Annotated in this window: 10 protein-coding genes and 1 pseudogene; 5 read left to right on the forward strand and 6 right to left on the reverse strand. The window is 38.3% G+C overall.

Features of this window, described 5'->3' with window-relative positions; all coding sequences use genetic code 11:
* Positions 1-44: 44 nt before the first annotated feature.
* The 4 genes from A5482_RS06535 (at position 45) to A5482_RS06550 (ending at position 4527) form a co-directional block, all read left to right on the forward strand.
* The gene (locus A5482_RS06535) at positions 45-761 is read left to right on the forward strand and encodes a Crp/Fnr family transcriptional regulator (RefSeq protein ID WP_069791922.1); all 717 of its coding nucleotides are present in this window, start codon (positions 45-47) and stop codon (positions 759-761) included.
* A gap of 310 nt (positions 762-1071) precedes the next feature.
* On the forward strand, positions 1072-2559 hold the full coding sequence (locus A5482_RS06540; protein ID WP_069791854.1) for a diguanylate cyclase domain-containing protein: 1488 nt from the start codon (positions 1072-1074) through the stop codon (positions 2557-2559).
* A 431-nt stretch (positions 2560-2990) separates the two neighbouring features.
* Positions 2991-3698 (forward strand): Crp/Fnr family transcriptional regulator, encoded by a 708-nt coding sequence (locus A5482_RS06545; RefSeq protein ID WP_141712719.1) that lies wholly within the window; start codon positions 2991-2993, stop codon positions 3696-3698.
* Positions 3699-3990: 292 nt separating this feature from the next.
* Entirely contained in the window at positions 3991-4527 is a 537-nt protein-coding gene (locus A5482_RS06550) for a DoxX family protein (RefSeq protein WP_069791856.1), read from the forward strand.
* Positions 4528-4639: 112 nt separating this feature from the next.
* On the opposite strand, the gene A5482_RS06555 is transcribed toward A5482_RS06550, so the two are convergent.
* From A5482_RS06555 to proS, 6 genes and pseudogenes are all read right to left on the reverse strand, one after another.
* On the reverse strand, positions 4640-7975 hold the full coding sequence (locus A5482_RS06555; protein ID WP_446684828.1) for a ribonucleotide reductase N-terminal alpha domain-containing protein: 3336 nt from the start codon (positions 7973-7975) through the stop codon (positions 4640-4642).
* Between the two features lie 194 nt (positions 7976-8169).
* Positions 8170-8745 carry a TerD family protein gene (locus A5482_RS06560; protein ID WP_069791923.1) on the reverse strand — a complete coding sequence of 192 codons (576 nt, stop codon included), beginning with the start codon at positions 8743-8745 and terminating at the stop codon, positions 8170-8172.
* Between the two features lie 178 nt (positions 8746-8923).
* Complete coding sequence (gene ltrA, locus A5482_RS06565) at positions 8924-10720, reverse strand: group II intron reverse transcriptase/maturase (RefSeq protein WP_069791837.1); 1797 nt, start codon at positions 10718-10720, stop codon at positions 8924-8926.
* A 543-nt stretch (positions 10721-11263) separates the two neighbouring features.
* Positions 11264-12023: pseudogene (locus A5482_RS06570) on the reverse strand (dienelactone hydrolase family protein).
* A gap of 111 nt (positions 12024-12134) precedes the next feature.
* Positions 12135-13820 carry a GTPase HflX gene (gene hflX / locus A5482_RS06575; RefSeq protein WP_069790157.1) on the reverse strand — a complete coding sequence of 562 codons (1686 nt, stop codon included), beginning with the start codon at positions 13818-13820 and terminating at the stop codon, positions 12135-12137.
* Between the two features lie 322 nt (positions 13821-14142).
* Complete coding sequence (gene proS / locus A5482_RS06580; RefSeq protein WP_069790158.1) at positions 14143-15930, reverse strand: proline--tRNA ligase; 1788 nt, start codon at positions 15928-15930, stop codon at positions 14143-14145.
* A 723-nt stretch (positions 15931-16653) separates the two neighbouring features.
* Between proS and A5482_RS06585 the strand changes: the two genes are divergently transcribed.
* Positions 16654-17034: a DUF7682 family zinc-binding protein gene (locus A5482_RS06585; protein WP_069790159.1), complete on the forward strand. Its 381-nt coding sequence runs from the start codon at positions 16654-16656 to the stop codon at positions 17032-17034.
* Positions 17035-17038 lie beyond the last annotated feature (4 nt).

The raw sequence follows: 17038 nt of genomic DNA on the forward strand, positions 1-17038 counted from the left end.
TATTTTATATAATAATCATTAGGACTCTGTTTGTGCAAAATACCTTGATTAACAAAAATTCCATTTCTCTTAATAAACTACTCCGTACATTGACAGAGTCTGAATTTGAGAGATTATCTCCTTACTTCCAAGAAGTAAACTTAACATCAGGAGCAATTCTTCATGAAGCCTATGAACCAATTGAAGTGGTTTATTTTCCTTTGACAGCAATGATTTCCCTTGTTTCCATCATGGAAGATGGTTCCACTACAGAAATCGGTTTGGTTGGTAACGAAGGAATGATAGGGCTACCCGTATTTTTAGGGGGAGAATATACCATTAGTCGTGCCATTGTCCAAATGAAAGGTAAAAGTCTTAAAATGCGATCAGATGTATTAGTTAGAGAATTTAAAGAAGCTGGTGCGCTGCAAAAAATATTACTGCTTCATACTCAAGCTAGACTCACTCAAATAGCCCAAAGTGCCGCCTGTAACAGACAACACAAAATAGAAGCCCGATTGGCACGGTGGTTATTGTCAGTGTACGACTGCGTATTACAAGATGAACTAGATCTCACTCAGGAATTTATATCTAATATGTTAGGGGTACGTAGGGCAGGAGTTACCATTGCAGCAAAAGCCCTTCAAGATAAAGGCATTATTCGCTATAACCGAGGAAAAATATTAATTCTTGATCACAAAAAATTAGAACAGACATCCTGTGAGTGTTATAGAATCGTACAAAATGAGTTTATCCGCTTACTCGGTTCTTGTCGAGGGTAAACATTTCGTACGTTATCGTACGGTCAAACTGTTTAATAAAGATTATGATTAGATCATATAGTTAGTACGAAATACTTAAATAAAATAACTTAAGTATCTAAGGAGAAAGACCCTCGGAAAAAGAAAAATTTACCCATGTAATTTGACTGCGGGTTCAAAAAAACAATTATGGTTTCAGTATAGGAATAAACATTAAATATAAGGTTTAATGCTGAAAACTTTTACATATTTTGACTATCGTTAGTATTTGGACTCAGGATGACATTAATTAAATTTTTCACTATTTTTTACTTAAAGAAGGAGAAAGATTATGTCTTATAGAGTATTTAATTCCACTTTGTCCATTGTCCAAACAGAAATTGATCGTTTTTCGGAAAATTCTGCCGTTGAAGATTTTTATCAACAAGCATTATCCCTGCCCTATTTTCGCAATAAATTGGTCACAAAAATACTTAATAATATTCCTAATCATCATGTTTTGGTACATGATCAAACTAATTATGTAGATGATAATACTTTCTGTATTGGCGTAACAGAAGAAATATTATTAATCAGGAAAAAAATTAGTGAATATATCCGAGAAGTTGTGACAGAATACCAAGTTCTTAGTGTTGTAGATAAAAAAGTTATTCCTAAAAATAATTTAGTCCCATTTTCAGAAGTGTTTTGGTGGATTAGAATTGATACAATTAAACCTGCCATGACTTATTATTTTGGGCCTTTTGATAGTTTACGAGAAGCGGAGGAAAATTGTAATGGTTATGTTGAAGATTTAATAGAAGAAAAGGCAGAAGGAATTACTTTTGATTATCAATATTTTGAGCCTGATTCCCTAACTATAAATAGGGATGTAAAAGATTTACAGTTGGAAAATGAGAAGTTATGGGATGACTTGAAATATGCAAAATTTGAAAAAAATTATTATGAAAGTTTATTTTTGTTTTCTCCTGATAGTTGTTTAATTATTGATAATAATGGAATAATTAGACTGGCTAATGATAATGCTCAAGAAATGCTCAAAACTTCCAAAGAGAAGTTAATGAATAGTTCTGTAAATTTATTTACGGAGAATGGTGATTTTCAACAATCGTTACATTTGATGTGCGAGACAAATCATGGAAAAAATTTAGATCAAAAAAATCATTTTTTTACTATTAAGTTATCCTTGCTCCATGGTGAAATGATTTGTGTTAGTGTCAAGGCAAATATTATCTGGGATTGTGATCATAAAATGATTGGGTGGCATCTGTCTCTCCACGACATTACCAACCTACAAGAAACCCATGATGATCTTTTTCGTCAGTCTCGCTATGATTCTCTTACCAATTTACCCAACCGCCGCTCATTGTTAGAGTTTTTAGAGAAGATTTTAGATCAAGAGCAAAAAGGAAATAATAATCAATTTGCGGTGCTTTTTCTTGATATAAATAAATTTAAGGATATTAATGATACTTTTGGGCATTCTACTGGGGATGAAGTCTTAGTTATTTTGGCAAAAAGGTTAATGACTTGTGTGAGAAGTTTTGACCATGTTTCTCGACTAGGGGGAGATGAGTTTATGATAGTTTTAACCCATCTTCGTTCTCCCCATGAAGCTAAGGAATGTGCTTATCGTATTCAAGAGTCTTTGTCTAGTTCTTTTCATGTTAGCCAAAAGGAAATTATGGTTGCAGTTAGTATTGGTATCGTCATAGGTGATATGGATAGTTCCAATTTGCCCAAAATTTTATCCCACGCAGACATGGCGATGTATAAGGCAAAAAAAGATAAACAATTATTTTCTATACATGATTATTAGTTAAGTAGGTTGGCGAAATTAATTATAGCTCTTATTTTATTAAGACTCTTATGAACAAGGGGTTTAAACCCCTTGCCTAAATCGATTTAATTATGCCTACTTACTCAATATCTAATGTTACGCAAAAATATAATTAATTAGTTTGAAGTGGTAAAAACGTTGGATGTTCATGGTATGTTTGTACACGTGTTGGGCAATGAGCTTAGGAGTTGGGCAAGGGGCTTAAGCCCCTTGTTAGAATTTACAGATAAAACCTAACTTATAAATGAGTGCGTAACGTCAGTTAATATCTTGTATTTTTTTTCTATTTAAGGTAAAGTAATTTTATTTTATTTAGGGAAAAATTAGCTATAAAGATTAAGAGAATTAGTAAATATAGAAATATATAAATTTATTAAGCTATTATGATAATATAACGGCTTAAATTTATAGTGATAAATAATAAAACTTCAGATAATCAAATATTAGCTTCTATCTCTCAGGATGAATATAAAATACTTTTTTCCAATTTAGAGTATGTTTCTTTAATATCTGGACAGATTATTTATAAACAAGATCAAAAAATTGATTATGTATATTTTCCTCTTCATTCGATGATTTCTTTGGTATCAACTTTGTTAAATAAAGCAACAATTGAGGTGGGTTTAATTGGCAATGAAGGATTAATTGGACTTCCTGTTTTTTTGGGAGGAAATTATGCCACTAATGATACTATTGTGCAGATTCCTGATAGTGCCATGAGATTAGATGCGGATATTTTTTTGGCGGAGTCGAGACGACCGGGAGAACTTCAGCGAATCCTATTATTATATACTCAGGCTCGATTGTCACAAATATCTCAAAATGCTGTGTGCAAGTGTCATCATTCTATCAATCAACAGTTGGCGAATTGGTTACTTTTTGCCCATACTTCGGTGGATCAAGATGAGTTACCATTAACTCAAAAGTTTATTTCTCAAATGTTGGGGGTAAGACGAGCTAGTGTAACGGAAGTGGCTCAAAAGTTTCAAAAGGCTGGTATTATTCGCTATACGAGGGGAAGCATAACCATTTTAAGCAGGGATCTTCTTCGCTCTGTGTCCTGCGAATGTTATGACGTTGTTAAGGGGGAGTTTAAAAGACTTCTTAACTTTACTTAGAAGGATGTGATCATGGGGAGTTGTCGATATACGTCTTAGGATGCGATCGCCCTTATATCAATTTCTATATAATTATTACAAAATATAAATTTTTCTAAGATTTGTCAGCAAATAAAGACAATTAATGATCTTTTTTACCTAAATAGTATCGAAAAATACTAAAGTATCAACTTATCAATATACTTCTAACACTCCATATTGAAGGATTGTACGTTATATTAATAAATGTAAAGCAAAAATTAAGTTTTCCAAATCAATCAAACTTAATAAAAGCAATTATTGAGTAATAACAATGAAATTCTATTCAATTATTAGTAGGGCATTGCAACCCAACTGCGATATTCGCTGGGCAGAGCAAACTACTTGGACTGTATTACGAGCCGTTATTGGTATCATGATGATTCATAATGGCTTAGACAAATTAGGTAATATCGAAAGTTTTGCCGAGGCTTATGTGTCCTATATCGGCTTACCTTTCCCTATCTTCTTTAGCTATGTAGCGGCTTACACCGAGTTAATTGGGGCGCCTTTGGTTGCCATTGGTTTATTTACTAGACCTGCTTCTTTGGGCTTGTTTGCTACTATGTGTGTGGCGATGTATCATCACATTTTAGTGGCGGGTTTAAGTCTTCCTTATCTGGAGTTATCTGCTATCTATGCGGGTTGTTTCCTCCTTTTCTTGGTTAATGGCGGAGGTTTATTCTCTGTGGATGCTTTATTGTTCAATATGATGGACAAAAGTCTTGTTAATCAAAAGGTTGAACAGGCGAAGTTACTAGAAAAAGTTTACCAAGATTCTAATTCTGAGCAACAAAAATCACTGTCTTAAGAATTAATACAATCTTTTAGTTTTATCCCCTCTTGGTAGGGGATTTTTTTTTGAGAATAGTAATAGTGAAGCAAAAAAACCCTCTCATAGTAGAGAGGGTTAAATACAAAAATTAGTTTGCACAGGCGGTGCATTCATCCTTGAAGTTATCTTTTTGGACTATACGGACGTAATAGACTGCTTTACAACCTTCCTCCCATGCCATGATGAGAGTATTAAATATATCTTTGGCTTTTAAGGCTCTTTCAGGCTCATGGGGGTGATATACTCCCTCATTGAGGTTAAATAACAACTCCATAGAAATACCTGTATCTATCCATTGTTGTATTACTCCTGTGGCTTTAACCACCATGGTTTGGTCTAGGTTTTTATTTTCTTGGTAAAACCAGATTTTATCGCTGATATAGGGGGGGGCAATGGGTACAGTACCTTTTGCCCATTTGTCATAAAAGAAACGGCTATAAACGGGTAAAATACTGGCAGTACAACCTTGTACCAAACTAGATGAGGTATTAGGGGCGATCGCCGTTACGTGGGAATTACGGATACCATACTTTTGAATGTCATCGGCTAAAGTCTGCCAACGCTCAGGTTTATAGGCATTTTCCTTGAACCATGCCACAGGTTTTGAGCCAATTAATAAACCCTTACTCCAATCACTACCATCAAAAGCATCAAAAGCACCCCTTTCTTGGGCGAGTTTCATGGATGCTTGGGTACAGTAGAAACCCATATCCTCAAATAGGTTACTAATTTCTTGAAGGTTGTTGTAACGTAATTCTTTTTTGGCTAACCAATCCGCTAAACCCATGGCGCCTACCCCAATGGTGCGATAACGGTTATTGTGCTTTTTGGCATCGGCAAAGGGAGGGTTAGTAATATCGATGGTATTGTCAAGAATTCTAACCGCCAGGGTGCAAACTTCGTCTAATTCTTCTTGCTCAAGGTTAGCAAGGTTAAGGGATACGAGGTTACAACAGTGAGCGTATTCCCCAGATGTTACATTGCTGAAGCTCTCGGTGCATTGCCCTGTTAGGATACCGTTAAACATCCCTAGATGGCGTAAAGGCTCGTTAAAACAATAAGTATCATCATAACGACAGGTTAATTCTATTTTTTCCACACGGATAAACTGAGTTGCTTCCCTTTGAGGCTCTCTTAATGTCCATTGTAAACGATTAGTTTTTAACCCCAATTGTCCTAACTGGAATAAACCGTTAGAGGAAATCAATAAACGATATTTTGCTTGACAAAGATAGTCCCGATATTCTCCTTTTCCATCAGGAAGAGATTGAAAACCCATGTCCGCCATTTTGACTATTTTAGAATCAACCCCTAAGGTTTGTAGCATTAGGCGAATATCTAGGAGGAATTTTTTATGAGTAGAAGCAATCTGTAAGGATTCATTGTCACCATTTCTGGCTACTGTACCATCAGCATCTAATAACCCAGCTAACCATTCTAAACGGGATTTGATGGTATAACCATTGACAGGGACACTAAACTTCTGAGGAATATCTAAGGGAAGTTTACAGACGATTCTATCGTGATTAACGTCATCATAGATGGCTAATTGATCTCGTTCAACTCGCCAATTTCCGTTTTTAGAACTACCTCCATAATATTTATTACGAACATTAATAAAAGGTAATAATTCTTTTTTGTTTCCGTATAAATCTATTTCTGGTTTGCCCATGCCATCGTGGCTACCATCACCACTAAAAAATCCAGAGGTGTAGGCATAGGGAAATTCTACATCGTATGCTGACTGTACCAAAGGAAGACGATATTTAATAAGTTTGTCTCCTTCTTGTAAGTCTTTTGCATCAACAATTTTGACTTTTCCTTTGTAGTTTTCTTGAATGTGGAATTTATGGTAATAAGTACATTCGAGGGATTCACCGTTGGAAAAATTAACTTTTAATAAAGGCTGATTTTCCCCTGTTTTCTTTATTAAAACGTTTGACCATTCCGAGCCATTCCAAATATTAACTTTTTCGCCTACCAAGTCGGCGATCGCCATTTGCCCCATATCGGTTAATATTTTTGTTTCTCCTGCCACACAAAGGTTTACACCTGGAATATAGCCATCATGTTTGTTAGGATTGGCTTTATTTATAGTATCTTTGAAGGCAAGATAGGGCATCCCTGTTTCCACTTGCGATCGCATGATATGCTTAAATAATTCCCTAGCATTTATCTGCTTATGCAGTTTAATAACGGTATCAAGATTGGCTTCAATGTCTTGATAGGCTTTTTCAAACTCTTGACCCCACATTACAGGTAAATCATAGCCTAATTTTTCCCTAACTTCGAGGGGATCAACCAATGTCCATGACTCCTTGGCTTTCACCCGACGCATAAATTCATCGGTGATTACTAATTGGGGAAATACATCATAGGCTTTACGGCGTTGATCTCCATTTTCTGTCTGCATTTCAAGGAATTCGGGTACATCCAAATGCCAAATGTCTAAACCAACGGTAACAGCCCCTGCTCTTCTACCCCCTTGGTTGACGGCGATGGCAGTATCATTCAAAAGTTTTACCCAAGGAATAACCCCCCCAGAGGCATTTTTTTTGCCCATGACGGCGCTGCCTGTGGCTCTAATGCGGGATACATTTACCCCCACACCACCGCCATTTTTGGAAATACGGGCGGTATTGGTGATTTCTCGATAAATGCTTTCGAGGTTGTCTTCCATGCTGATAATAAAACAGCTGGTGAGGGAGCCGTTGGGGACTCTCAAATTAGCTAAAATCGGTGTAGCAAGGGAAATACGGCGAGAGGCGATCGCCTCATAAAACTTTTTGGCATAGGTTAAGCGATTCTCTGGTGCTTCTTGACTTGCTAGTAATAAAGAACAAGTTAAAAAGGCTTCTTGGGGTAATTCATCGGGTAACAAATAACGGGAAGTGAGTAATACTGTACCTGCATAGTCATAGTCCAAATCCCAATCGGGGTTAATCCAACCGTTAGCGGTTTCTAATTCTTCCGCTGAATAGACTAAGATGCGATCGTCATATTTCCCAGCATCCACAAAAGATTGGACAGTTTTGGCATAGTTTCCATAATTGTAGCCACGACTTACAAGAATCTCTTTCCATAGACTCCACATCGATAAACGCCCAGCAACATAACGCCAATCAGGTTCATCAATATTACACATTTCTAGGGCGCAGTTGACCAAATTATCTTGGATTTCCCTCGTGCTGATGCCGTAACGGATACGGGTTTTCAATCCAGCCTCAAGGGCGATCGCATTTACATCTTTATCAGCACAAGCCCAGTTAACTACATTCCTGATTTTGCTTATATCTAAATCTGCTAAACGGCCACTTCTTTTGACCACCTTGATGGTACTAGATTGATTTTCTACATGATTACTTGATTTATTGCTGTCACTAATTGACGTTTCGATTGCCTGTTCTTGAGTATCGAATAACATTTGTGTCGTTTACCTAAAAGATTCCTTCTATAAGGATCTTATTATAGCATATACTGTGTACTACAAACATAAAACAATTCACAATTTAAGTTTCGATACTACCCTTTGAAATGGTTAGGGTGAGGAATAAAAAACAGGCAATGGGCATGGACAATTAACGAGTAAATTTTAATGGTCAATTGTCCTTGGATTATCTACACATAACGATTGAGTAAGGCTTGTAAACCACCCTGATAACCAGCGCCAACGGCATTCATACGCCACTCTCCATCTTTGCGATACAACTCCGCCATAATAAGTGCTGTTTCCACAGAAAAATCTTCTTCCAAGTCGTAACGTAAAACTTCTTCCTTGGTAGCCACATCTACCAGTCTTACAAAAGCATTACGCACCTGTCCAAAATTTTGTCCTCTTTTATCGGCTTCATGGATGGTAACAGTGACAACAATTCTTTGCACATCTTCAGGTACTTTCCTTAAATCAACGATGATTACCTCGTCATCTCCTTCTCCTTCTCCCGTGAGGTTATCTCCCATATGTTTGACAGATTTAGCAGGATCTGGACTGGTCAAATTATTATAAAAGATAAAGTGATTATCGGATATTAATTTTTCTTGATCATTGAGTAAAAATACGGAAGCATCTAGGTCAAAATCTTTGCCCGTATCGGTTACATTGGTATCCCACCCCAAGCCAATAAATCCTGCTGTTAATCCTGGGGCTACTTTATCGAGGGAAACTCTTTGTCCTTTTTGTAGTGATATTGCCATAATTTTCTTTGTTCGGTTTTTTTCTACTACCCTATCAATCATAAATGCTAATTCTGCTTAATCAGCATCTTTTTTTGTGTTACAGACGTTATGGGCGTACTACAACGTCTGTTGAAATAGGTTAAGGGTTTCTTGCCATGCTTCTCGTGCTACAGTTTCATTTTGACATACTGTTAAACTAAGCCAGAATGTCACCATTCTGACTCGTCTTCAGAACGGAGCGTGAAAGTTTCCCTTCACTCCGCTCCTCTCTAATAACCTCCTTGTCATGGACACAACTCAGACTTCCATCTCTGGTTGTCTTTTTATCATGGCAATGTTTATGAAGTAACTGTAGGTTTTTATATTCATCCTTTCCGCCAAGGGCTTTGGGAGTAATATGGTCAACTTCTAGTTTGTCTCCATCTTTAAAATTAAGTCCGCATACTGTACATATACCTTTTTGCTTATTAAGTAAGTTAGTCACTCTAGTCGAGACCTCTGGGTGTTTGCCTACTCTTGTTGTCCAATAAATCCAGTCTCCATCGTAGGGTGATTTGTCACCTTTGACTTTGACATGGCGTTTGATTTCAATCTCGCTATGATTTAGAAGTTTGAATCCATCTCCATCTCTGGTCGAAAACACCCAGTTTTTATTGCCATAAGTGTGCCAATATCTATTAGCTACCCATGACTTGGACTTATTCGGGTGTCTTCTTTCAGCCCATCTTTTTAACTGTTTATACATAAGGTGGTCACATTTGTCATAAGTTTCCTTACTACATACCGAGCGATAATAGTTTGCCCAACCTCTAATGATGGGATTAAGCTCTTTGATTAGCGCTACTTGTGGTGATGCTTTATGTTTCCTAATGACATCTCCAATCTTTTGGATGTGCTTTTTGATTTTATCTTTTGATGGTTTTATGATGGTTTTGAATCCAAGAGGGAGACTCTGACCGTTTTTTCCAGTGTGAGTTTTACCTACTTCGTATTGACGGATATTAAATCCGAGGAAGTCAAATCCCGTGTTTCCTTCATACTCGCAATATGTGTGGGAGATGCGGGTTTTGCTTGGTTTTAATTCTAAATCCAGTGGTTTTAACCAATTTTCAATGATTTCCTTACATTTGAGAATAACCTCTTCATCTTTGTGTAGGATTACGAAGTCATCGGCATATCTTATTAGAGATATACTTCTCGCATTCTTCTCTTTGATTCCTTTCCATGTTCTGGCGTAGGTTTTCACTTCTTCTTCCATACCGTGCAAGGCTATGTTTGCTAACAATGGGGAAATTACACCTCCCTGTGGTGTGCCTTTGTTAGCTGGTAGTAAAAATCCTTCGTCCAAAACTCCACTTTTCAGCCATGCTTTTATTTCACGTCTTAATAGTGGGTGGGTTTGGATTCTATTCAGTAATTCATCATGATTTATTTGGTCAAAACATTTTGCTATGTCAGCGTCCAATACAAATTTCGGCTGGTTTCTAATAGATAGAAATATCGCCTCTATTGCATCGTGTGCCGATTTTGCTGGTCTGAAACCATAACTATTTGGTTCAAATTTGGCTTCCCATTGCGGTTCAAGTGCTAGTTTAACTAACCCTTGTTTAACTCTCTCTGCCATACACGGAATCCCAAGAGGTCTTTGTTCTCCATTGGCTTTAGGTATCCATACCCTACGAGTAGGTTTTGATTTACCTTTCAGCTTCAGGTTATTGACCATCTCCAGACGTTGCTTTGGTGTTAAGGATTTGATTCCATCCACTCCAGCAGTCTTTTTGCCTGAATTGTCTTGAGTTATCTTTCTGATGCCTAAGAGTTTCGCATAATAAGAGTTGGTTAACAACTTTTGCAATTTGCGGACTAACTTAACATTACCATTTTGACTTGCTTTGAATATTCTTTTTTGCAAACGGAAAACCTCTCTCTCTACTTTTCGCCAGTCGATAGAGTTCCAATTTTCAGTTTTATCAATCGTGTTACACGTTGTCATAATTTAAGCTACTTGAGACTATTCATTGGTTATCAAAGTCGCTACGTCAGCCTATCCCTACCATTACAGTTGGGCATTTGCTTCTTAGCGAATCCTACTCCTCATTACCTTGCGCTGGTTACTACTCCCGAAGGAGAGATAATGAGGGTTTCCTCGTTCCTTATACTCATATTTACAGACTTTAGACTTCTTCTATCCACCGACTCTTTGCTGTTGATTCCAGTTCAGGATGGGGAGCCTGCTGGTGCATTAGGTAACACTTTTTAGTCTAGCCTGTCAGCCTTATTTGGCTAATTTTCATTCACGACGGTTCAAACGAAGATTACTTGCGTAGTCATGGTCTTTTTGCTCGATGGGATTCCCGTTTAGGCTTCGAGTTACCATCTTTTAATCCAGCTTCAGCGTGTGGTTTACCAAACACCAGGTCGCTGTGGACTATGCTTTCACTCCATCAACTAGAGGGGAGAACTTACATCTCCATGAGTATAAAGTTGTCAAGGTACATAATGTAAACCTTGCCTAGCTTACGTTTCGGTTATTTACCTAAACTTTGACTAGAACGAGTCGCACCCCCATGTCTAAAGCCAGGGGCTTTACGCCGACTTTTTGGTAAGATGAACGGCGATCGCAATTAAATCCATGCTCTGCCCCTTGATAACGAAATACTTTATGGGTTATGTCGTACTTTTGTAATTCTTTTTCGATTTGATCTACCTGTTCGGGAGGAATGCTAGTATCATCCATGCCAAAATAGCAGTTTATAGCCCCTTTTATGTCCTTGGTGCGGGTAATAGTCGGATCACACTCCCCCGGACACCAATTCGCAATTCCAGCCCCATAATAAGATGCAGTGGCTTTTATATCTTCAAGGGTGGCGGTTAAATATGTGACATGACCCCCAAAACAAAAACCCATGGCGCCGACTCCCGTTTTTTTCACATTGGGCAGGGTATAAAGATAGTTAATGGCGGTTTGAATGTCTTTTAGTAATTCCGATGCTTTGGTCTGATTTTTGTATTCCCTACCAATTTTCACATCTTCAGGGGTGTAACCCGTTTCAAAATCGGGGGCAATGCGTTGATAGATGCTAGGGGCGATCACGAAGTGGCAGGCTACGCCTGATCGCCACATAACCCTCCGCCGCTATTCTTGAAGTAACATCCCGAATGTGATCATTTACCCCAAAAATTTCTTGTACTACTATCACCCCAGGATAAATTCCCTCATCTTCGGGAGTAGCCAAAAAAGCAGGAATATTAATATCTTCACCACCAAGAGTAACAGACTGAGTTGTAATATCCATAATCTATATTGTGTTGTTAATGGAACTTAAATGAAACTAGCTCAACAATCATAAAAAATCAAGGGTATTTATCAGTGGCCTAAGTTTCTTGCAATGTTTAGTTTACTATCGTTAGTAATCAGCACTACCCATTAAGCGCGATCGCAAATTATCAAAACCAATACGTTCTTTTGCCGAGATAAAAACAGCGGTGGGATACTCTTGTTTAGCTAATTCTAAATGTTCAATATCCGCTTGATCAATTTTATTAAAAGCAATCAATTCCTCCGCAGGGGCAAGGGGCATCTCTCCCAAGATATTTTTTACCGATTCAATATGACTTTGCCAAGCAGGGTGAGATAAATCGACCACATGGAGGAGAGCATCCGCTTCGGTAACTTCTTCTAGAGTTGCCCGAAAGGAATCAACCAAGGAGGGGGGTAACTCATGGATGAAGCCCACGGTATCGGTTAATAAAATAATATTGGATTCCCCTGTATTTTGGTTTGTGATGGTTAATCGGCGGGTGGTGGGGTCAAGAGTTGCAAAAAGTTGATCAGCGGTATATACTTCAGCGTTAGTAAGGGCATTTATCAGGGTTGATTTCCCTGCATTGGTATAACCCACGATGGCCACGGTGGGTATTTCTTCATGTTGTCTTTGTTGGCGCATACGGGCGCGATGGCTTTGGAGTTGATTAACTTCCTGTTGGAGGCGAGTAATACGTTTCTGAATTGCCCTTCTTTCTGTCTCTAGCTTGGTTTCCCCCGGCCCCCTTGTACCGATACCGCCCCCTAACCTTGACATAGCCCTTCCTCTTCCTTTAAGACGGGGTAGCATATACTCTAGTTGGGCTAGTTCTACTTGTAATTTCCCTGCCCGTGATTGCGCTCTCTGGGCAAATATATCTAATATTACCTCAGTGCGATCGACTACTTTTACCCCAAATTGGGTTTCGAGGTTCCGGGCTTGGGAGGGGGATAAATCTCGATCAAAGGCGACTAAATTGGCTCCCATACTCTGCACTTGCAGGGCAATTTCTTCCACTTTACCCGCTCCCACCAAGGTTTGAGGGTGGGGTTGACTTCTTTTTTGTTCGAGGGTAGCCAATACTTTTCCCCCTGCACTTTCCACCAGTCTTTGTAATTCTTGCAAACTGTCGTCAAATTTTTGGGGTGTTATGCGCTCTGTCATTAGCCCTACTAATAATACTCGTTCTTGGGAGTCATCCACTTCTTGGGCAACAAATTCCCTGCTAAACTCTTCTTCTAAACCGTCCACTAGGGTAAGAAAGTCCTGCTGGGCGATCGCCTCTATCTCTTGAGCAGGGGACACTTCCCAATAGGTTTGAGTATCTTGGGCTGGAATGAGGTGGGCTAAATAAGCATCTTTGATAAATCCTGATGCACCGCCCCCTTTTCTTTGTACCCCTTGCCCCGTGAGGGTAAACACCAAAAGAGCATCTAACCTTTGTCTTGCCATGGCGGTTAAACTAGCTTCACTGGGGGGAATGGGCTTGATGGAGGTACTCAGACACCGAATGCCTGATAGTCTCTGCGCCCCATAACGGGGTAATTCTAGGGGGGGAATTTGGGTTTGACGGGGGGTTCCGACACCTACCCTGATCACCTGTCCACGGCGATTTAAATAGACACATACCGCTTGTTTGAGATCACTGCTTATGGAGGCAATTCTTTCGGCAAATTCGGAGGTTGTGAGGCGATCGCTCCTGATCCTTTGTTGGTATAATCTTTGTAATTGTTTGAGTTGATTGGGCTTGATTCCTTGTAGATTTCCGTAAATAGGTGCGATCGACATTCAGCAAAGATTATTTAATAGTGATACCTCTTTTATCTTAACCAAAAACCACAGTTAAATAATTGATAGTCTTGCTTAATTTAAGGTGTTGCTGATTTTAGATATAATTTCTCATTTAGGCAGGGAACAGAGAGCGGTGATAATATTTTGGTGTCTTAATTTTTAGCGTCATTCAATTATGCTTCATACCATGATTAAGCAATGCCAATAATTCTATTAATAGTCTTTTTGCTTAATAGCTTTTACTGTCTAAGAACAGTAATTTGGGGTTTTATAACCTAATACTCTCGCCCCTCTCCCTAAGGGAGAGGGAAAAAACTATTTAATCGTTAAGGATAGTTTGAACTACATCCTCGATGGCAATGTCTTGGGCTTCTTTGGTGGCACGTTTCACAAATTCTACTTTACCGTCTTTGAGAGAGCGCCCTGTAACAACCCGATAGGGAATACCCACTAAATCAGCATCTTTGAATTTTACCCCCGCCCTTTCGTTACGGTCATCTAAAAGGGTATCAATACCAGCTTGGTTAAGGTCGTTATATATTTGCTCTGCCGCTTTTACTTGTTGTTCGTCACTGACGTTGGGAATGATAACAATGGCTTGATAAGGTGCGATCGCCCTTGGCCAGATGATACCATCTTTATCATAGGATTGCTCTACCGCTGCCTGAGCAAGACGAGATACCCCAATACCATAACATCCCATCACAAAAGGTTCTTCTTTTCCTGCCTCACTGGTGTAGGTGGCGCCCATGGCTTCAGAATATTTTGTCCCCAGTTGGAAGATATGCCCTACCTCGATACCTCTGGCGGTTTGTAGCACTTGGGTAGGATCATGTAAGGTGCGATCGCCTACCATAGCTTTACGCACATCCACCACCAATTTAGGTAAAGTAAACTCCTTGCCCCAATTAGCACCCACTACGTGATAACCCGTTTCATTACTACCCGTGACGAAGTTTTCTAAATCCTTCACGGTTTCATCGGCTAAACGCAAGAAACTACCTTCTACCTGTGCCGATTTCGCAATATAATCATCACTTAAATCAGGGGCAATATAACCCAAGGGTAAAGGTTTACTAGCCCATTTTTGTTGGGCATTTTGATCAGGAACCGTTAAACTAATGATGGTTTTAGCATCATAATAAGGGGCTAACTTTACCAATTCATTATTTAACTTAACTTCATTAACATCTTGATCCCCTCTTATATTCACTAAAATTAAAATTGTTTTTCCTGAATCATAAACAGCTTGATAAAGAACATTTTTAACAATGTTAGTAGGAGAACATTTTAGAAACTCACTTACCTTGGCGATGGTTTCCGTATTAGGAGTTTCCTTTTTTTCAAAACTACTAAAAGGAGAAGCTACCACATCCGCAGGTAAAGAAACCGCCTTTTCCACGTTAGCCGCATATGTACCATCTTCGGTGTATAAAATCTCATCTTCCCCTGCATCCGCCAAAACCATAAATTCTTGAGAGCCTGAACCCCCAATGGCACCAGAATCAGCCTCCACAGGTCTAAAACTGAGTCCGCAACGGGTTAAAATATTACGGTAAGCCTTATCCATGTCTGCATAGGTTTTCTTCAAAGATTCAGGGCTAGTATGGAAAGAATAACCATCTTTCATAATAAACTCCCTACCACGCATTAACCCAAAACGGGGGCGGATTTCATCCCTAAACTTAGTTTGAATTTGGTATAGGTGTTGGGGTAACTGACGATAAGACTTGATCATATCACGGGCGATCGCCGTTATCACCTCTTCATGGGTAGGACCTAAACCCAACTCCCTTTTTTGCCTATCTACTAAAGAAAACATAATACCTTCAGCCTTGGTGTAGGTATCCCAACGCCCCGACTCCTGCCACAACTCTGCTGGTTGAATCTGGGGCAACAAACACTCTAGCGCCCCTGTAGCGTTCATTTCTTCTCGGACTATCTGGGAAACTTTTTGTAATACACGCCACATTAAAGGCATATAAGCATAAACACCGCTACCGATACGGCGGATAAAACCAGCCCTCAATAATAACTTATGACTAGGGATTTCAGCTTCTGCAGGGTCTTCTCGTAAAGTAACCCATAACATCTGAGATAAACGCATATTCTAAATTGACCATCCATTGACAATGTCTGATTATATCAGAATCAACTCAGTTCAGGATAAAATCTTCAGTGTCATCGATTTTTGTTCGTTTTTAACTATTTTGAGAATTAAATAGGAATTTTGAGGTTATTTTTTCAGGACTTACATAATTAATTTTCATTTATCCTCTTTTTTGTTAACTTTTGTTAATCAAAATTTTAATAATTCGCAACAATAATTGTCTGTTCGTCGTTCATTCTAGTATGCTAAAAAAAAGTGGGGATCAATGCTAAATTAGAGCCTTTAAGGTTTTCCAGTTACAAGCTATTCTGGAAACATTAGAACCATCAATAAAGATCATATTAGTTAACATAACTAAAAAAAATAACAATCAAAATTAAAACAGCATCGACCGAAGAAAATTATGTTAAAAGTCATAGTTTTTATCAATTTGTGGTGATTTTTCTGGTCAAATTCTCCTATAGAAATTAAAACTTGAGAAATGTAAAACAAATTAATAAGAATAATTGTTTTTAAACGTTTTCCAAAGGGATAGTTGTAGAATCAGCATATTTTTTAGTTAAAAATAACTGATATAAATAGTTAGTTTTTATTTTTCTATATCCAGTATTAGCTAATAACAATAGTTGCTTTATTTATTTTTAAAGTTAATAATTTAATTAGCCATTGATCTCTGTTTTGATAATTAATTAAAGTTGTTATGTAATCAGGAGAAAAGCAATGTCTCGGAGAAAGAAAAAATTTGCTTGTGGCCATGTAGGATACGGTAGTAAATGTCATAGATGCGCCCAGCAAGAGTCTATATGGGAAGAAAAAAGAAGGGCAAAAAATGCTTGGCGACAGAGCTTTCACCATGATCCCATTGACCTAACTTCTTTGCCGAAAAATGTTGTTTTAAAAGCTAGAGATATTATCAAAAAACTACAAAATAAAACCAGTTACACTCACTTTAGGGGAAAAAGATTAAGACATAATAGATTCATTATTAGTATTCCCGTAACTAGGCATTACCGTTTAATTTGTCGAGACTGTGGGAGTTTTGTAGCCCCCGAAGCAGTGGTATCCCATGAAGATTACAATGTTTGTAAACCTGGCATTTAGCTCT

The organism is Cyanobacterium sp. IPPAS B-1200 (genome assembly GCF_001747005.2).
Taxonomy (GTDB): Bacteria; Cyanobacteriota; Cyanobacteriia; order Cyanobacteriales; family Cyanobacteriaceae; genus Cyanobacterium.

Excerpts from the sequence above, each read along its gene's own strand:
- A5482_RS06540 (WP_069791854.1), top strand. The coding sequence starts at position 1,072 with ATGTCTTATAGAGTATTTAATTCCACTTTGTCCATTGTCCAAACAGAA.
- A5482_RS06550 (WP_069791856.1), top strand. The coding sequence starts at position 3,991 with ATGAAATTCTATTCAATTATTAGTAGGGCATTGCAACCCAACTGCGAT.
- A5482_RS06555 (WP_446684828.1), bottom strand. The coding sequence starts at position 7,975 with ATGTTATTCGATACTCAAGAACAGGCAATCGAAACGTCAATTAGTGAC.
- A5482_RS06560 (WP_069791923.1), bottom strand. The coding sequence starts at position 8,745 with ATGGCAATATCACTACAAAAAGGACAAAGAGTTTCCCTCGATAAAGTA.
- ltrA (WP_069791837.1), bottom strand. The coding sequence starts at position 10,720 with ATGACAACGTGTAACACGATTGATAAAACTGAAAATTGGAACTCTATC.
- hflX (WP_069790157.1), bottom strand. The coding sequence starts at position 13,820 with ATGTCGATCGCACCTATTTACGGAAATCTACAAGGAATCAAGCCCAAT.
- proS (WP_069790158.1), bottom strand. The coding sequence starts at position 15,930 with ATGCGTTTATCTCAGATGTTATGGGTTACTTTACGAGAAGACCCTGCA.
- A5482_RS06585 (WP_069790159.1), top strand. The coding sequence starts at position 16,654 with ATGTCTCGGAGAAAGAAAAAATTTGCTTGTGGCCATGTAGGATACGGT.